Annotated in this window: 21 protein-coding genes and 1 riboswitch; of the genes, 9 read left to right on the top strand and 12 right to left on the bottom strand. The window is 39.6% G+C overall.

Features of this window, described 5'->3' with window-relative positions:
- Positions 1 to 13: 13 nt before the first annotated feature.
- Genes MKX47_RS01745 through MKX47_RS01735 form a run of 3 tightly spaced genes read right to left on the bottom strand, consistent with a single transcriptional unit; the run spans position 14 to position 3030 of the window.
- Positions 14 to 2209: a HAMP domain-containing sensor histidine kinase gene (locus MKX47_RS01745; protein WP_340770429.1), complete on the bottom strand. Its 2196-nt coding sequence runs from the start codon at positions 2207 to 2209 to the stop codon at positions 14 to 16.
- A 13-nt stretch (positions 2210 to 2222) separates the two neighbouring features.
- Complete coding sequence (locus tag MKX47_RS01740) at positions 2223 to 2357, bottom strand: hypothetical protein (RefSeq protein ID WP_340770427.1); 135 nt, start codon at positions 2355 to 2357, stop codon at positions 2223 to 2225.
- Positions 2347 to 3030 (bottom strand): response regulator transcription factor, encoded by a 684-nt coding sequence (locus MKX47_RS01735; protein ID WP_340770424.1) that lies wholly within the window; start codon positions 3028 to 3030, stop codon positions 2347 to 2349. Before MKX47_RS01735 ends, MKX47_RS01740 begins: the two co-directional genes overlap by 11 nt.
- A 184-nt stretch (positions 3031 to 3214) precedes the next feature.
- Here MKX47_RS01735 and MKX47_RS01730 point away from each other — a divergent pair, with 184 nt between their 5' ends.
- The gene (locus MKX47_RS01730) at positions 3215 to 3445 is read left to right on the top strand and encodes a DNA-binding protein (protein WP_340770423.1); all 231 of its coding nucleotides are present in this window, start codon (positions 3215 to 3217) and stop codon (positions 3443 to 3445) included.
- Positions 3446 to 3494: 49 nt separating this feature from the next.
- On the opposite strand, the gene MKX47_RS01725 is transcribed toward MKX47_RS01730, so the two are convergent.
- The 3 genes from MKX47_RS01725 to MKX47_RS01715 form a co-directional block, all read right to left on the bottom strand.
- Entirely contained in the window at positions 3495 to 4481 is a 987-nt protein-coding gene (locus tag MKX47_RS01725; protein WP_340770421.1) for a homoserine dehydrogenase, read from the bottom strand.
- Positions 4482 to 4732: 251 nt separating this feature from the next.
- A complete protein-coding gene (locus MKX47_RS01720) occupies positions 4733 to 5131 on the bottom strand; it encodes a hypothetical protein (protein WP_340770417.1) in 399 nt (132 codons plus the stop codon).
- A 165-nt stretch (positions 5132 to 5296) separates the two neighbouring features.
- On the bottom strand, positions 5297 to 6589 hold the full coding sequence (locus MKX47_RS01715; protein ID WP_340770415.1) for an O-acetylhomoserine aminocarboxypropyltransferase/cysteine synthase family protein: 1293 nt from the start codon (positions 6587 to 6589) through the stop codon (positions 5297 to 5299).
- Positions 6590 to 6718: 129 nt separating this feature from the next.
- A riboswitch (SAM riboswitch) is annotated at positions 6719 to 6834 on the bottom strand.
- Positions 6835 to 7250: 416 nt separating this feature from the next.
- Between MKX47_RS01715 and MKX47_RS01710 the strand changes: the two genes are divergently transcribed.
- The 4 genes from MKX47_RS01710 (at position 7251) to MKX47_RS01695 (ending at position 10737) form a co-directional block, all read left to right on the top strand.
- A complete protein-coding gene (locus MKX47_RS01710) occupies positions 7251 to 8750 on the top strand; it encodes a DASS family sodium-coupled anion symporter (RefSeq protein WP_340770413.1) in 1500 nt (499 codons plus the stop codon).
- 92 nt (positions 8751 to 8842) lie between these two features.
- Entirely contained in the window at positions 8843 to 9577 is a 735-nt protein-coding gene (gene nfsA, locus MKX47_RS01705; RefSeq protein WP_340770411.1) for an oxygen-insensitive NADPH nitroreductase, read from the top strand.
- Positions 9578 to 9762: 185 nt separating this feature from the next.
- On the top strand, positions 9763 to 10185 hold the full coding sequence (locus MKX47_RS01700; protein ID WP_340770409.1) for a hypothetical protein: 423 nt from the start codon (positions 9763 to 9765) through the stop codon (positions 10183 to 10185).
- 117 nt (positions 10186 to 10302) lie between these two features.
- Complete coding sequence (locus MKX47_RS01695) at positions 10303 to 10737, top strand: hypothetical protein (protein ID WP_340770406.1); 435 nt, start codon at positions 10303 to 10305, stop codon at positions 10735 to 10737.
- Positions 10738 to 10756: 19 nt separating this feature from the next.
- Here MKX47_RS01695 and MKX47_RS01690 read toward each other — a convergent pair whose 3' ends face one another.
- Positions 10757 to 12433, bottom strand: coding sequence for a hypothetical protein (locus tag MKX47_RS01690; protein WP_340770404.1), 1677 nt, complete (start codon positions 12431 to 12433; stop codon positions 10757 to 10759).
- A 90-nt stretch (positions 12434 to 12523) separates the two neighbouring features.
- Here MKX47_RS01690 and MKX47_RS01685 point away from each other — a divergent pair, with 90 nt between their 5' ends.
- The 3 genes from MKX47_RS01685 (at position 12524) to MKX47_RS01675 (ending at position 15511) form a co-directional block, all read left to right on the top strand.
- Positions 12524 to 13171, top strand: coding sequence for a lysoplasmalogenase (locus MKX47_RS01685; protein ID WP_340770401.1), 648 nt, complete (start codon positions 12524 to 12526; stop codon positions 13169 to 13171).
- A gap of 46 nt (positions 13172 to 13217) precedes the next feature.
- Positions 13218 to 14444 (top strand): peptidase T, encoded by a 1227-nt coding sequence (gene pepT, locus MKX47_RS01680; protein ID WP_340770398.1) that lies wholly within the window; start codon positions 13218 to 13220, stop codon positions 14442 to 14444.
- A 95-nt stretch (positions 14445 to 14539) separates the two neighbouring features.
- Positions 14540 to 15511, top strand: coding sequence for a DMT family transporter (locus MKX47_RS01675; protein ID WP_340770396.1), 972 nt, complete (start codon positions 14540 to 14542; stop codon positions 15509 to 15511).
- 272 nt (positions 15512 to 15783) lie between these two features.
- Here MKX47_RS01675 and MKX47_RS01670 read toward each other — a convergent pair whose 3' ends face one another.
- Complete coding sequence (locus MKX47_RS01670; RefSeq protein ID WP_340770393.1) at positions 15784 to 16212, bottom strand: DUF4395 domain-containing protein; 429 nt, start codon at positions 16210 to 16212, stop codon at positions 15784 to 15786.
- A 108-nt stretch (positions 16213 to 16320) separates the two neighbouring features.
- Here MKX47_RS01670 and MKX47_RS01665 point away from each other — a divergent pair, with 108 nt between their 5' ends.
- Complete coding sequence (locus MKX47_RS01665; protein WP_340770391.1) at positions 16321 to 17028, top strand: Fe-S oxidoreductase; 708 nt, start codon at positions 16321 to 16323, stop codon at positions 17026 to 17028.
- Between the two features lie 45 nt (positions 17029 to 17073).
- Here the strand turns inward: MKX47_RS01665 and MKX47_RS01660 are convergent, their stop codons facing one another.
- From MKX47_RS01660 to MKX47_RS01645, 4 genes are all read right to left on the bottom strand, one after another.
- The gene (locus MKX47_RS01660; RefSeq protein ID WP_340770390.1) at positions 17074 to 18186 is read right to left on the bottom strand and encodes an amidohydrolase; all 1113 of its coding nucleotides are present in this window, start codon (positions 18184 to 18186) and stop codon (positions 17074 to 17076) included.
- Positions 18187 to 18342: 156 nt separating this feature from the next.
- Entirely contained in the window at positions 18343 to 18486 is a 144-nt protein-coding gene (locus tag MKX47_RS01655; protein WP_340770388.1) for a hypothetical protein, read from the bottom strand.
- Positions 18487 to 18664: 178 nt separating this feature from the next.
- A complete protein-coding gene (locus MKX47_RS01650) occupies positions 18665 to 20677 on the bottom strand; it encodes a TRAP transporter permease (RefSeq protein ID WP_340770385.1) in 2013 nt (670 codons plus the stop codon).
- Positions 20670 to 21176, bottom strand: a complete 507-nt coding sequence (locus MKX47_RS01645) for a DUF1850 domain-containing protein (RefSeq protein ID WP_340770384.1) — start codon at positions 21174 to 21176, stop codon at positions 20670 to 20672. The genes MKX47_RS01650 and MKX47_RS01645 overlap by 8 nt, the downstream gene beginning before the upstream one ends.
- Between the last annotated feature and the right edge of the window lie 95 nt (positions 21177 to 21271).

Below are 21271 nucleotides of genomic sequence, written 5' to 3'. Positions count from 1 at the left end.
ACATCCCATTATGCTATCTCTCCGCGCGTACAAATACTGTAACTTTAAATAAATCACCATCCACAGCAATATCTAATTGACCGCCATGTAGATCAACAATTGATTGGGCAATGGCTAACCCCAAACCAGAGCCCTCTGTATGGCGCGATGTATCAGAACGTTTAAAGCGCTCGATTAATTCCCCTGCATCTTCATTTAGCTCGTATTTCGCCACATTTTTTACAGTTAACTCGGCATTGCCATTATTCACTTTTAAGTTCACATAGACACGCGTACCTTCTAATGAATACTTGCGGGCATTGACGATTAAATTATCAATAACACGCCACCATTTTTGCCCATCCACGTAAGCAAAAATCGGTTGTTCACTAATGGTAACACGCATATCTAAATTTGCTTTCACAAAGTCCTCTTCATGCTCGCCCACAGCCTGCTGCAATAGCTGAACAAGATCAACACGTTGCTTCGAAATTTCAATATTGCCACTTGCCATCTTCGACACTTCAAATAAATCTTCAATTAATGTTTTTAAGCGACCTGATTTTGCATCTAGTATATCAATATATTTTTTACGCTCTTCCTCTGTAATATCTGGATTTTTCAGGAGATCTGTGTACGTAATAATCGATGTTAACGGTGTGCGTAAATCATGACTAACATTCGTAATGAGCTCCGTTTTTAAGCGTTCACTCTTTGCTTGCTCATTTAAGCTTGTGCGAACCCCTTCACGTAGACCATTCAAGTTCTGTGCATGCTTCGCTAATGGTGATTTCCCTTTGACCTTCAAATCCTCTGTTAAGCGACCATGCGCCATATCGTCCGTATGCTTCATAATGCGGTTTAAGTAGCCAATACGACGCAAGAAAATATACAGCGCCGGAATGAAGAATACAGCAAATAGGAACATATAAAATAGTAAAACACCAAACGACCCCGTCATCATAACGACCGGTACACCAAAGCCCCCAAGGAAAATCACCAGTAATAAAATAAGGGATTGTATGCCCATCGAACGGTTTTCAAACACCGCGATACAGGTCTTCACAAGCTTTGATAGGAATGTATTTTCCCATATTTTATCATCCGTTTTATATGCTTTCATACGTGCCCATATCCAAACGAGCAGGTGAACACTTAATACAAACATCGCGCAGGCTACAACCATGCTAAATAGATTTTCAATAAAGTTCATATAATAATTTTGACCTTGGAAATAATACGCAATAGATTGCCCAACATACGTCATGTTGCCTATAATCCTTAATGTAAGATAGGCCACGAACCCGACAATGAATGCATTTAGATCGATTGGTAAGCGATTTATTTCATCGCGTAGCATACTCTGAATGTTCATTTCTTCTGGACGGAATGGAAAAACCTTTAGTAACAGGATCAAACTCACAATACCTGCAAGGATAAAGCTATAGTAAATATATTTCGCCGTTGTAAATGCCTGCAAATCATGACCAAATTCTGTTTTTGACAGCATGGATTTAGGAATCGTCACCGTCCCTGAAATGGTCGAATAGTCTTTTTCAATGGTATACGTTTTATCTAAATAACCGGCTTGCTCATATTCGTATAAATTAACCGATTTCGTATGTGTACCGAAATCATTATTGTTAATGGATTCCTCAAAGACTTTTGCGGCATTAACATCCCCTTTTTTGAATGTTAACTCAGATTGATTATCCTTTAACTCATAGGCAAATTGCTTGTTCTCAGCAAAGAATGCCTGTTCCTTTTGCTTTTCGTCTTCTAAAATTTCATTGACGACATTTTCTTTTATGACTTTAATTTTATCCGCTACATAGGCATCATCTGCAAAGTTTTTTTGAATATCTGCCACCTTTGCGTCACGTTCATTTTTTAATGCCTGTAGTACATCCTCATCCTGTGCGTTATTAATATCATCCGCATATTGGTCTTTAATATTTTGAATTTGCTCTGCTAAAGTACCGTAATACAAACGATAACGCTGGATTTCATCTTTTGTTACCTCTAAAACCTCCGAAAAATCTTCTTTTGTTAACGGGTTTATTTCATAGCGCGCAACAGCTAACGCAAATTGCTCTGCTTCCGAATCGAATGAATTGGACTCGAAATAGTTTTTTCCAAAATAGCGATTCCCTTGTACGAAGACAACCATAATCGCAAACACCACAACAAACATAAGAAAAAGTTGGAGATGGGTTTTTTTGTTTTTCATTTACCATTCCTCCTTATAAAAAGTATAGAAATTGCTTCACTAAGGGGACGAAGCGTTCTGTTAAATAATCCATAAAATACGTGCCGAGATAATACACACCAACCACTGCCGCGATGCCACCAATCCAAGACAATGCTTTATTTTTCAATTTTATAACCTAAGCCCCACACAACTTTTAAATAGCGTGGATTTTTCGGATCGGCTTCAATTTTTTCTCGGATTTTTCGGATATGGACAGCCACAATATTTTCGGCATTATACGCTGGCTCATTCCACACAAGCTCGTAAATCTCACCGATGGAAAAGACACGTCCAGCATTTTTTAGTAACAGCTCGGTAATTTTATATTCGGTTGGCGTTAATTTCACAGGCTCACCGTCCACCCGTACTTCACGCGCAGCTACATCAAGCTCTAGCCCATCCACTTGCGCTGCATCCCCAAAATTCCCCAAATTGACATAGCGGCGCAACTGCGATTTGACGCGTGCCATCAGCTCTAATGGGTGGAATGGTTTTGTAATATAATCATCCGCCCCAACAGAAAGGCCATGAATCTTGTCCGTTTGCTCGGCCTTTGCACTCAGCATAATAATGGGAATATTGCGCTCTGCTCGAATTTTAAAGGTTGCCGTAATGCCGTCCATTTTCGGCATCATAATATCTAAAATAATTAAATGTACTTCGTTTTTCTCTAACAGCTCGATCGCTTCAAGCCCATCCGCTGCTTTCAATACATGATACCCTTCATTTTTCAAATAAATTTCAATACCATCACGAATGTCTTTATCATCATCCGTTACTAACACTGTCAGCTGACTCATCAAGCTCACCTCACTACTTTTTCTTATAGTTTTATAATAAGTTACAGTTCTTAATAACTGGCTATGGAAATTCTTAAGAAATTCTGAAGATTTCTATTCATTTGCCATTACATATCGAGATGCAGTTTACTTTAAATGCGATTATAATGAATACTAACAACAATTAAAAGGAGGAGACCATCACATGTTTAAATCAATTGAAGAAACAGCTAAGGATATCGGTATGCCCGAGCATCAAATTATAAAATACATTTATGAGGGGCGTATTAAAGCTGTTCATGATGGGGAGAGCTTTTTAATTAATAGCGCGCAGTTTGACACCTACCACGAACAATTAGAACGCATTAAAGAGGAAATCGAAATCTGGCGCAACACACCGATTCCTGAGGATATGGACGTGAAGGACGAGGATTAATAAAAAAACATGAAAAAAGCGAACTCAACCTATTGAGTTCGCTTGTTTTTTAGATTGTCACTGTAAATCCCGCACGCTTTCCGATGATTTCTGCGTAGTCCTCTACCATCACACTCGCTGTTGGATACATTCCTGCACCCGGTCCCGTAATCGACAGTGTCCCGATATAATTTGTTTCCATCGCAACCGCATTGAACACATCATCAACCGGATAAAGCGGATGATCTTTATCCACTAATAATGGTGCAACTTTTGCTTGAATTGTGCCATCTGTTAACTTTTCTACTTCAGCAACATGGCGATAGCGTAAGCCTTTTGCCGTTGCGTCTGCCACTTGCTCTGAAGAAATTGTATCAATTCCAATGACTTCTACATCTGACCAATTTGGCTGCTCACCAAATGCTAGGCTCGATAAAATCATCAATTTTTTAAAGGCATCCTGACCTGACACATCATTGAATGGGTCCGCCTCTGCATAGCCTAAGCGCTGTGCCTCCTGTAATGCCTGCTCAAAGCTCCAGCCCTCTGCACGCATTTTTGTAAGAATATAATTTGTCGTTCCGTTTAAAATACCTTGTACGCGACTCACATCATTAACAAGTAAAATATTTTTCATTGTTTTAATGATCGGCACACCGCCAGCTACGGATGCTTCGAACCCTACGAACACACCGTTTGCCTTTGCTAAAGCCTCTAATTCTTCTCCACGCTTCGCAAACATTACTTTGTTTGCTGTTATCACGTGGCATTTTGCTTCCACCGCACGTTTTAAATAGCCAAATGCTGGCTCTTCATTGACGATCGCCTCAAACACGACTTGTAGGCCCTTCTCTGCTAAAACCTCGTCCATTGACTCTGTCATTAAATGCTTTGTGCCCGGTACACGCTCACGGCTCGCATCTGTTACCAAAATCTTTGCGACCTCTAGCTCAACGCCTAACTTTTCGCGGAGCTCCTGCCTCTTCTCATTTAAAATATGGTAAATCCCCTGACCTACTGTGCCAAATCCTAAAATGGCTGCCTTGATTGTTGCCATGCCTTTCTCCTCCAAATTCAAAAAACAAACGATATTCAATTTCACCTCGGCGTAATTGCGTCCGAGAAATTAATAAATAATTCAAATAATTTATCTTAAAGAAAATTCTATCCTATATAATACACGAAAACAAGAAAAATCTCTCCTAGAAAGACATTTGTTTTCTGTAAAAAGTCATTAATCATTCAAATCTTATTATAAAATAGCAAAAAGCACCGGCAAGGGGGACTTACCAGTGCTTGAGAAATATTTCAAACGGCCACATTTACTAAATTATAGGTACGTAAACGGTAGGCAGTTAAAATTTTATGCATCACAATTTCTTCTTTCACTGAAAAATTAGGCACTGCGTATGGGCGTTGCACTAATTGAAATTCACCATATTTTAAAAACCATTCTTTTGCAGGTTCTAAAATATGTGCTGTACCATGCTCTTTATATTCATCTGCTACTTCTTGTACCGTGTAGCCAAATTTGAGAAAATCATGAGTTGTTTCTGAGAAAGCATGGTGTCCAAAAACGCTGTGCCACATCGCATTCACATCCGCCAAAATTTGTTGGATTGAACAAGCGTTCACGAATTCCTTTTCTTCATTTAATTCATAGATGATGTAAGCAGCAACGTTTTGTGCGCTATAAACTTTTCCCATGTTGAACAACTCCTTTTCGTTTATTTGTGAATATCAACTTATATTCCTATTGTATTACTTGGTTTTAAGGTTGTCAATAAAACTCATTAAAATACTAGGGATTAATTATTAGAAAATTCGCTTGTATTTCGAATGGGAACTTACAAGCGAGTTTCTTCTATTATATTAAGCGTTTATAGCTGTTGCTACCTTAGCTAATGCTTGTTCTAAATCTGCAATAATATCTTCTGCTGCTTCTAGGCCGATCGATAAGCGAATGAGCTCCTCTGATACGCCTGCAATTTTCAATTCTTCCACAGATAGCTGTTGGTGTGTTGTACTTGCTGGGTGAATAATTAACGAACGCGCATCCCCTACGTTTGCTACGTGTGAGAATAATTGCACATTATCAATGACTTGACGCCCTGCTTCACGTCCACCTTTAATACCGAATGTAATGATTGAGCCGAAGCCATTTTTTAAATACTTTTTCGCTAAGTCATGTGTAGCAAAATCTTCAAAGCCATTGTAGTTGACGTATTCCACGAATGGGTGGTTTTTTAAATACTCGGCTACTTTTTGTGTGTTTTCATTATGACGGACAATACGCAAATGAAGCGTTTCTAGCCCTTGTAAGAAGTTAAATGCTGCGTCTGCTGATAAAGTCGGACCAAAATCGCGTAGTAATTGTACACGAAGCTTTGTGGCAAATGCTGCAGCACGAGTGTCAATTCCATAACGAATTCCGTGATAAGAAGCGTCTGGCTCTGTATAGCCTGGGTGCTTGCCCTGTGTCCAATCAAATTTACCGGCATCTACTACGACACCACCAATTGTAGTACCGTGACCGCCAATCCATTTTGTTGCAGAGTGAATGACAACATCCGCGCCAAACTCAATTGGGTTACTACCATATGGCGAAGCAAATGTGCTATCGATTAATAATGGTAGACCGTTATCATGCGCGATATTTGCTACCGCTTCAATATCTAATACCTTTAAGCTCGGGTTACCAATAATTTCTGCGTATACTGCTTTTGTCTTGTCAGTAATCGCTGCACGGAAGTTTTCTGGATCGGATTCATCCACAAATTTCACTGTAATACCGTAGCGAGGTAATGTTGTCGCAAATAAATTATACGTACCACCATAAAGTGAACCCGCTGCCACGATTTCATCGCCCGCGCCCGCTAAGTTTAAGATTGAAAACGCTACTGCCGCTGCACCAGATGAAAGTGCTACTGCCGCTGTTCCGCCTTCTAATAACGCCACGCGCTCTTCAAAAGCACCTACAGTTGGGTTCATAATGCGTGAATAAATATTCCCCGGCTCTTCTAATGCAAAAAGACGTTGCGCATGAGCAGTGTCCTTAAATGCATAAGCCGTCGAGCGGTAAATCGGGACAGCAATCGCACCTGTTACTGGATCTGGCTTTTGACCTCCATGTAGTAATAATGTTTCTGGTCGTAAGTTTGTCATTATATTGCCTCCTAAAATTAATCGATGGTGAAATCGGTGTTATTTTGAGGAGGGTCCATTTTTAAATGAAAAAAGGGAGACCCTCTTCAGTTAAGAAGAGCGTCCCCCGCATATGAGCAAGTTAACCTCCTCTTATCTGCCAAAATGATTGTTCATTTTGTAGGACGTAGCACCTTAGTCAGTTCATCACTCACTGGTTGCTGGGCTTTCATAGGGCCTATTCCCTCAGCCGCTCTTGATAAGAGATATGTGATTTATGTTCCATCGTTGTTTCACAGTATAAAACAGAACATTTCCATTCGTCAATATGAAATTCATAAATTTTCTGAAATTTATTTTTTCTCTTTTTCTGAACACTCAATCCAACCAAGTAAAAAACGCATATTTTTCTATTTTAACTTAAATATTTCTATCTTTCTCCTTTAATCTAGCTAGTAATTTATTTATTTTAAAACAATAAAATTCACTAAATATTAACATCAGGAATCTCCATTTATTGCTATAATAAACAATGACAAATACTTTATTTTACATATCTTTGTTGAGATAACACATTGATACTTATACAAGTCATCTTGTCATATCTTTATCTCTAGAAAATGTCTTCACCCAAATTATTATACAAAACAAAACTTTATAGAGTGAAAAGGAGGCTATTATAATGGCAGCAATCAGTGAAAAAAATTCAAGTTCCACTGAACAAAAACGTAATTTAAAGCCGCTTTGGATTTTACTTGCATTTGCCGCACTCATTACGATTACGCTCTTACCAAATGACGGTGATTTACCTGTTGCTGGTCAACGAGCCTTAGCGATTTTAGCATTTGCCGTTATTTTATGGGTAACTGAAGCGGTAGCATACCCGGTTAGCTCAGCCATGATTTTAGCATTAATCGCTGTGCTCCTTGGTTTGGCACCAAGTATGGAAGATCCATCTGTTCAAATGGGGACAAGCAGTGCACTAAAATTAGCATTAGGTGGTTTTAGTAGCTCGGCGGTCGCACTTGTTGGGATGGCGCTCTTTTTAGCAGCTGCGATGCAAATTACTAATTTACATAAACGAATCGCACTTTGGGTATTATCATTAGTTGGAACAAAAACAAATGCATTAGTATTTGGTGCGATTTTAGTCGCAATCGTTTTAGCATTCGTTGTACCAAGTGCAACAGCTCGAGCGGGTGCAGTTGTACCGATTTTATTAGGAATTGTCGCGGCATTTGGTTTAACTAAGGAAAGTAAGCTTGCCGCATTATTAGTCATTACCGCAGCACAGGCTGTTTCGATTTGGAATATCGGGATTAAAACAGCAGCAGCACAAAACTTAATTGCACTTGGCTTCATTAAAACAGAATTCGGTATCGATATTACATGGGGCGAGTGGTTCATGTATGCTGCGCCATTTTCTGCCATCATGTCCGTTGTTTTATTCTTCGTCATGATCAAATTAATCAAACCGGAAACAGATAATATTTCAAGCGGTAAAGATGTCATCCGCAAGCAGTTAACAGAGCTTGGCCCATTAAAACGCAAAGAAATAACATTAATCATTACAACATTAGTCCTTTTATTCTTCTGGGCAACAGAAGGTAAAGTACATCCATTCGATACAACAACCGTAACAATTATCGCGATTGCCTTTTTATTAGCTCCTAAAGTAGGCGTGTTCAACTGGCAAGAAGCTTCTAGCCGTATTGACTGGGGTACATTAATTGTCTTTGCGGTAGGGATTTCATTAGGTACTACATTATTAAACACAAAAGGGGCCGCTTGGTTATCCGATACGATTTTCGGCTCACTTGGCCTAGATACAATGCCGATTTTAGCAACAATCGCATTAGTCACAATCTTTAACATCGTGATTCACTTAGGCTTCGCATCCGCAACAAGTTTAGCTTCGGCGCTAATTCCGGTATTTATCGCATTAGCCTTAAGCTTACCAATACCGGTTGAAAACCAAATTGGCTTCGTTCTGATTCAGCAATTCGTCATTTGCTTCGGTTTCTTATTACCTGTAAGTGCGCCACAAAACATGCTCGCTTATGGTACCGGTGCATTCACAACAAAGGATTTCTTAAAATCAGGGATTCCATTAACCATTTTCGGCTTTATCTTAATTATCATTTTCAGTGCAACTTATTGGAAATGGCTCGGATTATTGTAATCGACTTCAATCCGAAAATTGACTAAAATAAGCTTAAAGGAGAAATCCTTTAAGCTTTTTTTATTAGCAATACATACAAGGGAGATGTTCACGTGGAAACTAGAGAATTATTACGTAGTCACTCATCTGTTCGGAAATATACAGGCGAGGAAATTTCAAAGGAAACCGTTATCGACTTAATCGAAACCGCTCAAATGGCCGCAAGCTCACATTTCGTACAAGCCTATAGCGTCATTTGGGTAACAGATGAAGAGAAAAAGAAACAGCTTGGCGAACTATCAAAAAATGAATTTCAATTTGGAACAGCGGGCGCATCATTCCTATTTTGCGTAGACTTCAAGCGACTACATGTGGCTGGGAAAATGCATGGTGTCGACATCGTAGCGGATTCTGCTGAAAACGTACTTGTTGGGGTTGCGGATGTATCATTATTCGCACAAAACTTTGTTATCGCAGCAGAGTCGATGGGCTACGGCATTTGCTATATTGGCGGTGCACGTACAAATCCAAAAGAAATTAGCGAGCTATTCAATTTACCTGAATATGTGTTCCCTCTGTTTGCGATGACTATCGGTACACCAACGAAACGCAACGAAACAAAGCCGCGTTTGCCGGTAGCAGCCGTCCTACATGAAAACAGCTATGATGTGGAAAAATATGATACATTACTTGCTGAATATGATGCGACAATGGAAAGCTACTACGCAAGCCGTTCATCCAATCAAAAGCTAGCTACTTGGACAAAGCAAATGGCCGATTTCCTCATTGATCAAAAACGTCCGTTCATTAAAGACTTCTTAGCATCACAAGGCTTTACTTGGAAATAATAATTATAAGATACACCCTTTAAACTAAAGCGGTGTATCTTTTTTGTTTTTAAAAAATTTGATTCTATTTTAATATATGCCTATAATAGCAACAGGATAATAGAACTAAAAGCATTTATTATTTCTATGGAGATTTGGTCTGTTTTACGAAATAGCTTAACATAAAAATAAAGGAATGATTTAAAATGAGCATCACGATTACATCCAAATCACATTTAAAAACGATACGCCGATATCCTCTACAGATCGCAACGCTCAATGAAAATTTGAAAGTGCTGCATGATCAAATCGCACCACATATCGATGCATCAAAATACGAAGCCATTTCCTCCTATGCCAACCAATATATCTCGCATACGCATATTTGGAATCTCAAATTCTACAATAATCTCGAAAACCCTGAAGTGGCCTTGATGCAGATTTTCCATCTAAAATTCATTTTACTTGCTGAGCCTGCTCACCTACACACATCCATTCGCTCCAATTTAGAGGAGTTAACGAATAAATTTCATCATATGATGCTTTACTCAAATGAGCAGTTAATCTTACGTGAAGGTAAGATACGTGACTATATCCATAACTATGAGCAGCAAAATAATAAGCATTAAGCATCCAATGGAATCTTGTAACAAGAAAATTTAGTAAAAAAATCAATCTATTGTACCTAAAACCACTAGTACTATTTTTGGTAGAATATTGTTAGGAAACTGTCAGGAGGATTTCAAATGAGTTCAAATTTTGTAGCGAAATCAATGGAGCGTCAGCACTTAAAATCTGTACGCAAGCTATCCTTACAAATTGTCGATATTAACACCGCGCTAAAGGACATCCATCAGCAGCTCGCACCGCATATCGATGACATAAAATACGAAGCAGCCACTACCTATGTAAATCAATATATTTCACACACACATATTTGGAACATCAAATTTGTCTGCAATTTAGAAGATCCCGAAGTCGCATTGATGCAGCTGTTCCATTTAAAATACATATTAGATCATGAGCCTGCCGAGTTATACCAACATGCCCGTAAAGTGTTGGCTGAACAACGTCAAAAGTTCTTAAAGATTACGTTGTATTCAAACGAGCATATCGAAATGCGTCGCAAGAAAATGCTTGATTATATAAGGGATTTTGAAAAAATAAAAGGAGAACGCTAAAATCGCGCTCTCCTTTTTGCTATAAGCCTTTAATTTGCAATGCTTTTATCGGCTGGAAGGTCTCTCCAGTTTTGGCGTAGGTGATTGCTACCTGATCACCCTCTTGTAAATAAATCGCAAACGGCACAACCTCTGAGCTGACGATAAAGTTTTCACCTGTTGTCGTTAGGAAGGATACGATGGTGAAATCCCCCACACGCTCTTTATACACACGTACTACCTCCACAGTGGCCTTTGCTTCCTCTGCATTTGACGTCCCATCCACTGTACTGCCTCCGCGGCTAAGCGCTGTTTTATATAGCTTTAACGCTTCGTTTGGTGTCGTACCATACGCAGAAATCTCAGGATTAGCAGCGGATACAATGAAATAGTTTTGCAAGAAGCCATTCGCATCTAATACAGCAGATAGCCAGCTCGCTTCCCCATAGAAATTATAGAGAATCGGCATTTCGCCTTCCCATTCTTTTTCCACGAACTTCTTCTCGATGATGTCAAGCGCTCCCTGTGAATCCATGTAAGACTCCTCTAAGTTCCCTGTATAGTACGTTGCCTGCCCTGTACGCGCATTTGTCAGCGCGTAACCTAGCATCGAATCCACGCCCTCTTTTGGACTCGTGAAATCCGTGAAGTAATACATTTCGCCGTCTTCCATAAAGATTGGACTTACATTGGCCTCTGTTCCTTCATCGCTTGGCACTTTTACATCCTTTTTGCCAACTAAGCTATTCCAGAAACCGTGCACATAATTCCCATAATAGCTATTTTGTAGACTAACCGTTTCTGGTGATACCGCGCCGTCAATAAATTCTGGCACATCCGCTAATGCGAGTTTTTCTGTTTTCCCTGAAGCAGCATCTACTAATACAATCCCTTTTACATCAAAACCATTACGGGCTGAAATAAATTCACCATAAGAGCGGATGTAATAAGGTTTCCCATCCTCATCAATTTCGAGTTGTGGTTCCCCATTGAAAATTAACGTTGGATGCTGCAAACGCATATGACGCTCTAAATTTTTATTTAAAAAAGCAGACGGAATATAGCGCATCTCTTGTTTAATAAACTTTGGATTATCACTAGAATCCGTTGCGCTCATCGTAAAGTAACCCGGTGTTGTTTTACCATTGAACCATTTAAAAAAGCCCGAAAATTCAACCGGCGCAATATATACATACGCCCCGTTTACCTTTTGAATTTGTAAATTCCCTAACTCATAATAACTTGTATTCGGTACTTGACCAAACGCTTTTTTCATTTTATTTTTCACAAATTGTGGTGGTACACTCGCTGGCGTTTTCGTTTCATCAAACGGCGCAATTTCCGTTTGTTCTTGCATTTCAGCAGAATTATACTTATCTTCCGCATTTAAAAATGGCGCAGATACTAAATAGCCAATGCCGATAATTCCTACTAAAACGATAAACGACTTCATTTTTTGCTCCATACCGACTGCAATGATTGCACCACATAATGCCACTACCGGCAACACATATAAAAAAATTGTCCATGATAAATCAAGATTTGAAATATAAATCGTTACAAATATCGAAATAAAACTTACAATAAATACAATGACCGCACTAATCAAAACGGCCTTAGTCGATAACTCTTTATTGCGGATTTTTTTCGAAAATGGCACTAATAGTAGCGTCATGATTAGTGAGCCAATTGCGGTTAGCAAAAATAATTGTCCCATTGGAATCATCCTCTCTTCTGTATTATTTACGAATAACTAGAAAAAAAGATTCATAAACAATAGAAAATTAGGATTAACAGGAGGAATAGTATGACAAGAAAACTACTTATTTTATTCTTTTTAGGCTTCGGCTTCTATTATGTATTCTTTTTTGACTCCATCGATGCTTCATTAAAGATGGTATTTAAGCTCATTCCAATGTTGCTGCTCATCGGGCTTGCCTTTTCGACAAAAGTACCTATAAAAGCGCCTTATTACTGGCTTATTTCGATCGGACTCATTTTTTGTGCGATTGGCGACTATACGTTGCAATGGTTTATTATCGGGCTCAGCTTTTTCTTAATTGGGCATGTTTTTTATATTTTTGCCTTTCAATCCACCAATGTCAGCACAACACCCACCTACGTAAAAATCCTTTTAGTTGCATATGGACTTTTTATGCTGGTGTGGGTGGCTGGTTCTGTCTTCAAAAGTGGCGATACGATATTAGCGGTTGCTGTTGTCGCGTACATGTCGGTCATTTTAATGATGGGCTGGACATCATTTCGTACAGGTAGCTCGCTAGCGATTGCGGGGGCACTGCTGTTTATTGCGTCGGATTCCATTTTAGCCATCAACAAATTTATGTTCCCCGTAGCTTATTCACATGAGCTGATTATGTCAACGTATTACGGCGCACAATTTTTGTTTATGCTTAGCATTACGCAATACTTCAAAATAGTTCAAAAACCGAAATAAAGAGTGTACAATATAAGCAACGTATTTAATTAGGAGGCATTTCCCCATGAAAGAAAAAGTTATTGAACGCTTAGTACGCTATGCGAAAATCGACACACAATCTGATTTCAACTCAGAAACAACCCCCTCAACAATGAAGCAATTTGATCTATTGCATGTTTTAAAAGACGAATTAGCTGAAATCGGTTTAACAGACATTACATTAGATGAAAACGGCTACCTTTTCGCAACATTAGAAGCAAACACAGATAAAGACGTACCAACAATCGGCTTTTTAGCGCATGTGGATACAACAACTGATTACACAGGTACAAATGTCCAGCCTCAACGAATCGACAACTATGACGGTGAAGCAATTACATTAAAAAATGGCTTAGTTATGTCACCTGACTACTTCCCGAACTTAAAAAATTATGTGGGACAAACACTAATTACAACAGACGGCAACACATTACTCGGTGCAGATGACAAAGCTGGGATCGCTGAAATTATGACAGCTATGGAGTTCCTAGTGAACAATCCCGAAATTAAGCATGGTAAAATCCGCGTTGCCTTTACACCAGATGAAGAAATCGGTCGTGGCCCACATAAATTTGACGTCGCACAATTTGGCGCTGACTACGCGTACACAATGGATGGCGGCCCACTTGGTGAATTACAATTCGAAAGCTTTAATGCAGCTGGCGTAAAAGTCACAACACGCGGCACGAATATTCACCCAGGCTCTGCCAAGGATAAGATGGTCAACTCGATTACAAAAGCAATCGAATTCCAAAACGAAATGCCAAAAGACGCCGTTCCTGAAAAAACAGACGGCTACGAAGGCTTCATTCACTTAATGCACTTTGAAGGTGGCATCGAAGAATCAACAATGTCTTACATTATCCGCGACCATGACCGCACGAAATTCGAAGAGAAAAAAGCATTCATGGCAAAGGTCGGACAAGATATGCAAGCAAAATACGGTGAAGACGCGATTACCGTACAAATTGACGATCAATATTACAATATGGGCGAAAAAATCGAACCTGTGATGGAAATTGTGGATATCGTAAAAGAAGCATTTGCGAAATTCGATATTATGCCAATCGTTGAACCAATTCGTGGTGGTACTGACGGCTCTCAACTTTCATACATGGGCTTACCAACACCAAACATCTTCGCTGGTGGCGAAAACATGCACGGTAAATATGAATTCGTATCAGGCGAAACGATGGAAAAGGCAACTGAAGTGATTATTGAAATTGTTCAGTTATTTGAAAAACGTAACTAGAATAAAAAAATTTTATCGAGGTGATTCCGTTCACCTCGATTTTTTCGTACAATATTATCAGAAAATTCTTAATCCAAAATAAAGTGAGGTGTCATATGAAGGAATTATTAATCGGTATTTTAGCAGCGCTCTTTTTCGCTGTCACATTTGTGTTAAATCATTCCATGGAGCTAGAAGGTGGCAGCTGGCTCTGGAGCTCGTCACTTCGCTATTTCTTTATGCTCCCGTTTTTAATCGCTATCGTTGCGATTCGCGGAAAGGGTGGCTTTCGCATCATGACTTCAGAAATGAAGCAACATCCAGGAGCTTGGGTCATTTGGAGCTTTGTCGGCTTTGTTTTGTTTTATGCACCATTAACATTCGCAGCCGCATTCGGTCCGGGCTGGCTCGTTTCAGGCACATGGCAATTCACAATTGTAGCGGGTGTGCTACTTGCCCCACTTTTTGTGACCGTCACATCTGGTCAACCTATTCGTGCCAAAATCCCGCTCATTTCACTTGGTATATCGAGCATTATTTTAATCGGCATCTTAATGATTCAAATCCCACAAGCCCAAAGTGTTTCAACTAAAAGTTTGCTGCTTGGCATTTTACCAGTCGTCATTGCGGCTTTTGCGTATCCGCTAGGGAATCGTAAAATGATGGAGCTTTGTGGTGGGCGCGTCGATCCATTTCAGCGAGTGCTTGGTATGACGATTGCTTCCCTACCTGCTTGGATTATTCTTGCTATTTACGCAGCATTTACAGTAGGTATGCCCTCCTCGAACCAAGTATTTCAGTCATTACTCGTTGCCGTGTCTTCAGGAGTAATTGCGACGGTATTGTTTTTCATCGCCACCGATCGCGTGCGCCACGACCAAGGGAAATTAGCAGCCGTTGAAGCAACCCAATCAACTGAGGTGCTGTTTGCGATGATTGGTGAAATGGTATTACTAAGCGTTCCTTTACCACAGCCTATTGCGTTAGCAGGCTTAGCCGTCATCATTATCGGCATGTTACTACATAGCTACCATACAATGCTCGCCAGTAGAAAGCAGCTTTCCCTAACAAAAACGGATCACACATAATCGTGTCATCCGTTTTTTGACCAAATGAAAAAACCCGCATCTACGCATGATACGGGAAGTACAACTTTGAAGAAAAACATAAAGGGTGAAAAACTCATGTCTGAAAAAGTCAAACTACATTCTAAATTGAGGGGGTTTAGAATGCAATACCTGAGCGAACCTACTCCTGGAGAAAAGTAGGTTTGCTCAGGACTTACTTGTACTGAATTACAAATAAGCTCTTGCTACAATTTATATGATAATGATTATCACTATCATTGTCAATATTTATTTTAAGAATTTTTCAACGAATTACGGTATTGAAATTGCTTCAATTGAAAATGTAGGAAGCATCCAATGCAAAATCCTAGAAGCGCAATAAATGAAGCAAGTGCAACCATGAATGTAAAACTATAAGCTAACACTGAAATATTTAGCACAAATCCTACAAGCCCTCCCGCTAAACATACACAGGCAATAGTCGCATTGAACTTTTGCTGTCCGACATCTTCAGGAATATATGCTTTTATATCCTTCGTTAAAAAAAGCTTCGCAAAACGCATGATGGGATTAAACCCAGTTAAAACACCTAGTAGATTTGCCACTAAAGGAATCGCTATAAGCCCGTACTGCCCTGTAACCCACGTTAAAATAACGGAAAGAAAAATTGTCCATTGATTGACGCGCACTAAAGGCCTCGGAATAGAAATCGGTTTCGTCATCTAAAACCAACCTTTCTGATAAGTTTTATTTAGTTTAACGTTTTTTTACGCGTTTGTGAAGAGAAATGTTATAGTAAAGTTAAACTAATTTTAGAAAAGGTGATTTCAATGCCTGCACTTTCATACGATCAAGTACGCCAATTAAATTCCTATAGTATTTTTACAGAAGAGCCACAGCGTCCACTTTTTACATTAGCGAATTTGCATAAGGATTTTTATTTAACCGATTTTCGCAATTTAATGATGGGCATTACGAATGCTGCAACAGAGGCAGCTGCGATTTCTCACTTTGGACGCCGCTACGGTATGTTTGTGGCCATGCAATTTTATATGCTCACAACCTATGATGAAATTTGGGATGGAAAGCCAGAAGACTTACGCTTTGCGATGGTTCCAGAATTCGGTATTCATACATTAGGGATGTACATTAATCCAAATGATTTCCGCTATGTAGAGGATGATGAGCGTGAGCGTGTTATGACCGACCTTTTGTATAAAACGTCCGTAATCATTGGCCAATTGCGCAAAACAACATCCATTTCCCCTCTAACATTATGGGAGAATATTTTCGGCTATATGCTCTGGCATTTCCATACTTTACTTGCAAACCCTGCATTAGCAGACCGCGCATTTGAGGATTTAGATATGCTCGAGGATAAACATGTATGGCGTCATTTCTCAGACAAATCATTATTCCTAAATTACACAGGTGGTCAAAGTCCATCTGCGCTAATCAATCAACCTGTCCGTAAAAGCTGCTGCTTTTCAAAAGATATTCCCGGCTTAATCGCTTGTGGCTTTTGCCCAATTAAATAAGAAAAACGATGCTACGCTGAATAGGTAGCATCGTTTTTCATTCTATTATTTTGTTGCCATCATTTTTAATGTGGTAGCTATTACTTTGGCGCCGTCTAACAACGCTTGGGCATCAAATGTCATTTTAGGGTGATGTAACCCCGGTCCTAGATTTGCACCAATACCGATCATCGCCGCTTTTAATTGCGGATTTTTAATCGTATAAAAGTGGAAGTCATCACTACCAGGCGTTACGACTGCTGGTGCTAAATACGACTCCCCTAACGCTTCCACAATCGCACGCTCCGCTATTGCTGCCGCTTCTATTGACACTTCCGCACCCGGTGTCACATCTTGCCAATCCCAAGCAATGTCAATCTCGAACATGTCAGAAATTTGCTTTAGCCCTTTGTCTACATATCGCTGTACTTGCGCGAGTATTTCATTTTTTTGTGCACGTACATCGATTGAAAAGCTAGCATTCCCTGGAATAATGTTTACACTGCCGCCATCTGCAACAATTTTCGTTAACTTCGCCGAATACACTTCAAACGGATCGATATGAATGTTTTTTAACATGTGCTGAATCGCAACGACTACATCAATAGCGTTATTCCCCTGATGCGGACGCGCTCCATGTGCATCTGCTCCGGAAATGGTACCACCTAAAAATGCAGCAGCCCCGTGATAAATGGCCGGTGCGACTTTACCAAGTGGCAGCTCCTCTTGCGGTCGCAAATGCACCCCAAATAAATGCGTTACATCCTTCATCACCCCGCGCTCAACCATCGCTAGCGCACCACCACCTGTTTCTTCAGCCGGTTGAAAAATAAAGCGAATGCGTTTTGTTAATTTTTCATCTTTTAATGCGTGAAGTGCGCCTAATACCATCGAAATATTGGCATCATGACCACAAGAATGGTTGGCCTGCATCATACCGTCTACCTCTTGCCAAAGTGCATCAATATCCGCACGAACCGCAATTACATCGTTACCTGTGCCAATTTCTGCGACTATGCCTGTCACATCATCAAAACGTTTGAAGGCTACACCCATGCCACTTAAAATTTCCGCTAATCTCGCAGTTGTCTTCACTTCTTTCCAGCTAACTTCCGGATTTGCATGGAAATGCTGAAACCAATCAAATATCATTTGTTCACTCGATTTTACCGCCAACATGTATTGCACCTCGAATTAAATTTATTATTACTAGTATACAGCAAAAACTTCGTATGCCGCAGTATTGTTGCCTAATAGAAGGCATATTAAAAGCAGCACGCTATGTATGATAGGTGCTGCTACATTGAATTGAGTTGTGTCATGATTCTATACTCCTTATAAGCTTGAAAAGAAGCCGCTTGGGTATTGTGTACGCTGTTCTACCTGTTCCGTTTCTTCTAGCTCTAGCGCTTCAAACTCCAATTCCTCATCCAATAAATACGTTTCTAACGTTGAATTTAACAATGTTGCATGTTTCATTTTCATCCACCCTTTCAATTATTTGAATTTTTAATTATTTTAAATAATATCGTATAATACAGCGAAATTCAATGATTAAACACAATGTATGCTAAAAAACTATAAAACCTATCTCATTTTGAGAACGATTAATTAAAAAAGCTACACCGAGAAAATGCATTCTCAATGTAGCTTTCATTTATGAAGTAGCCACTTTTGGGCCTTCATCTTTATTTCTCGTCATCCACTGAATAACAAACATAACCGCGAAGACAATTAAACCAATTGTATCTGATAAAGACTCTGGGTAAATCATCGCTAAGCCGGCTGCTATTAATACGAGACGTTCAATTACGTTCACTTTTCGGTACCAATAGCCGATAACACCCGCGCCAATCGCAATCATTCCCATTACCGCTGAAAATACAACCCACACAATTTCACCAATGGACACATCAATCATTAACAAAGCTGGTGAGAATACAATCATATACGGAATAATAAATGCCGCAATGGCTAGTTTTGCAGAGTTTACACCTGTACGAATCGGATCTCCGCCTGAAATACCAGAGGCAGCAAAGGCGGCGAGTGCGACAGGTGGTGTAATATCTGCAATAATCCCGAAGTAAAACACAAAGAAGTGTGCTGATAATACAATGACAATTGGTGCAGCACTTGCTGGTACATCAGGTGCAAGCAATGCAATAATCGCTGGCGCAGCAATTGTTGATGTAATAACATAGTTCGCCGTTGTTGGTGCACCCATCCCTAAAATTAGCGATGCAATCATGACGAAGAATAATGTTAATAAAATGCTACCACCCGCAAGTTTCACTAAGCTATTCGCTAAAGATAAACCTAAGCCCGTTTTAACAACAACACCTACAATAATACCCGCACATGCCGTTGCTGCTGCTACCGCTAATGCCGAACGGGCACCATCTACTAATGCGTCAACAAATTCTTTCACTCCAAATTTAACATCTGGATTAATAATTCCAACAACAACACAAGAAATAATCCCGTATAATGCTGCATGAATAACAGGTACTCCTGATACCATCAACACAATAATTAATACAATCGGAATTAATAAATAGATCTTTTTAAATACATGTGAACGATCCGGCATTTCCTCATCTTTTAAGCCACGTAAGCCTAAACGCTTCGCTTCAAAATGAGTCATAATCCAAATCCCTACAAAGTAAAGCAATGCAGGAATCGCTGCTGCTTTCGCTACATCCCAATACGTAATATTACGACCGATAAATTCAACCATTAAAAAGGCAGCCGCCCCCATAATCGGTGGCATTAACTGTCCTCCTGTTGAGGCAGAGGCTTCTACCGCACCAGCAAAGTTTTTATTATAGCCAAGTCGTTTCATCATTGGAATCGTATAGGAACCAGATGTTACGACGTTCGCTACAGAACTTCCTGAAATCGTTCCTTGTAAAGCAGACGAGAAAATCGCAACTTTCGCTGGACCACCTACTAGCTTACCAGCAACCGAAATCGCCAAATCATTGAAATATTGACCAACGCCTGTTTTCACTAAAAATGCACCGAATAAGAGGAAGGCGAAAATAAATGTAGAAGATACCGCTAACGGTGTCCCCAAAATCCCGTCTGTCGAGTAGTACATTAAATTGACGATACCTTCTAAGCTTTGACCACGGTGTGCCATGAAATCAGGCATGTACCGGCCATAGAAAGCGTACAGTAAAAATAGTACCGCAATGATCGCAATCGGTAATCCTACCGCTCGTCTTGCTGCTTCTAAAACTAAAATAATCGCCAAAAGCCCGACATAAAAGTCTAGTGTTTCTAATTTCCCTAGACTTTGTACAAGACGTTCATAATTTAATACCCAATAACTCCCCACAAAAATCGAAACGAGCGCTAATAAATAATCGTAAAACGGTATGCCCTTTTTCGATAATTTACGCACTGCCGGGAAAAGCAGGAAAATAAATACCAATGCGAATCCTAAGTGAACCGTACGTTGAATTTGTGCTGGAAACTGACCGAAAATAGCAGTATACAATTGGAATAATGTAAATGCTAAAAGGCCAAAATAAATAACATATTTCATAATGTTTTGTGGATCACGTTGATTCGATTCGATATCAAATTTTTCAAGTAATTCTTGCTGTTTTTCAAGCGATAAGCTTTCATGTAGCTCTTCTGGGTTAATTGTTTGTTCCTTACTCATCTAATTCGACTCCTTTCATTTTTTGATAAAATGATAGTTTTTCAATTTTTAGTACGTAGGATTTTCCACGTGTTAGTTTTTCCTTTAATGGTATTACTTCATTGTTATGCTGCAGATTTAGTTTATAATCTACATCGCCAATATGTAGCGTAAATTCCTCTAGTTTAGCATCGTCATAACGCAGGATGTATCGACCATTTTCATACGTTAAGGTTTGCCCCGCTTCTGCTGAGCTTGGCATGCCAATTGCGACATCTTCGTATTGCATAGACAATAGCTGTAGTTCATTCGTTGGCAGCACCTGATAGCTTTCGATTACATCTGTTAAATGGATGGAGTGTGTAAAGATAATTTGAAAATTATATTCCTTATCCAATGGCAAATAAAACATAACAGGCTGCTCCGTCCGTGTTTCTGTAAACGTTATGCTGCGCTCATATGGAATAAATACCATTACTACACTAAGCACTAGAATGATAAGGGCTAACCATTTCTTCATCGTTATCACCTGCAGTTTCAAAAGCTTTCATAATGAGGAGGGAAAAACGTGGCCTTTATTCAAACACGGTGTCCCACCCCACTAAAAAAGACCTC

This window comes from Solibacillus sp. FSL R7-0668, from assembly GCF_038006205.1.
Taxonomy (GTDB): domain Bacteria; phylum Bacillota; class Bacilli; order Bacillales_A; family Planococcaceae; genus Solibacillus.
This window is presented reverse-complemented; position numbering and strand designations above follow the sequence as displayed.

Excerpts from the sequence above, each read along its gene's own strand:
- MKX47_RS01690 (WP_340770404.1), bottom strand. The coding sequence starts at position 12,433 with ATGGGACAATTATTTTTGCTAACCGCAATTGGCTCACTAATCATGACG.
- MKX47_RS01710 (WP_340770413.1), top strand. The coding sequence starts at position 7,251 with ATGGCAGCAATCAGTGAAAAAAATTCAAGTTCCACTGAACAAAAACGT.
- MKX47_RS01655 (WP_340770388.1), bottom strand. The coding sequence starts at position 18,486 with ATGAAACATGCAACATTGTTAAATTCAACGTTAGAAACGTATTTATTG.
- MKX47_RS01645 (WP_340770384.1), bottom strand. The coding sequence starts at position 21,176 with ATGAAGAAATGGTTAGCCCTTATCATTCTAGTGCTTAGTGTAGTAATG.
- MKX47_RS01695 (WP_340770406.1), top strand. The coding sequence starts at position 10,303 with ATGAGTTCAAATTTTGTAGCGAAATCAATGGAGCGTCAGCACTTAAAA.
- MKX47_RS01715 (WP_340770415.1), bottom strand. The coding sequence starts at position 6,589 with ATGACAAACTTACGACCAGAAACATTATTACTACATGGAGGTCAAAAG.
- MKX47_RS01720 (WP_340770417.1), bottom strand. The coding sequence starts at position 5,131 with ATGGGAAAAGTTTATAGCGCACAAAACGTTGCTGCTTACATCATCTAT.
- MKX47_RS01745 (WP_340770429.1), bottom strand. The coding sequence starts at position 2,209 with ATGAAAAACAAAAAAACCCATCTCCAACTTTTTCTTATGTTTGTTGTG.
- MKX47_RS01735 (WP_340770424.1), bottom strand. The coding sequence starts at position 3,030 with ATGAGTCAGCTGACAGTGTTAGTAACGGATGATGATAAAGACATTCGT.
- MKX47_RS01660 (WP_340770390.1), bottom strand. The coding sequence starts at position 18,186 with ATGTTGGCGGTAAAATCGAGTGAACAAATGATATTTGATTGGTTTCAG.
- MKX47_RS01675 (WP_340770396.1), top strand. The coding sequence starts at position 14,540 with ATGAAGGAATTATTAATCGGTATTTTAGCAGCGCTCTTTTTCGCTGTC.
- MKX47_RS01685 (WP_340770401.1), top strand. The coding sequence starts at position 12,524 with ATGACAAGAAAACTACTTATTTTATTCTTTTTAGGCTTCGGCTTCTAT.
- MKX47_RS01650 (WP_340770385.1), bottom strand. The coding sequence starts at position 20,677 with ATGAGTAAGGAACAAACAATTAACCCAGAAGAGCTACATGAAAGCTTA.
- MKX47_RS01665 (WP_340770391.1), top strand. The coding sequence starts at position 16,321 with ATGCCTGCACTTTCATACGATCAAGTACGCCAATTAAATTCCTATAGT.
- MKX47_RS01670 (WP_340770393.1), bottom strand. The coding sequence starts at position 16,212 with ATGACGAAACCGATTTCTATTCCGAGGCCTTTAGTGCGCGTCAATCAA.
- MKX47_RS01730 (WP_340770423.1), top strand. The coding sequence starts at position 3,215 with ATGTTTAAATCAATTGAAGAAACAGCTAAGGATATCGGTATGCCCGAG.
- MKX47_RS01725 (WP_340770421.1), bottom strand. The coding sequence starts at position 4,481 with ATGGCAACAATCAAGGCAGCCATTTTAGGATTTGGCACAGTAGGTCAG.
- pepT (WP_340770398.1), top strand. The coding sequence starts at position 13,218 with ATGAAAGAAAAAGTTATTGAACGCTTAGTACGCTATGCGAAAATCGAC.
- MKX47_RS01700 (WP_340770409.1), top strand. The coding sequence starts at position 9,763 with ATGAGCATCACGATTACATCCAAATCACATTTAAAAACGATACGCCGA.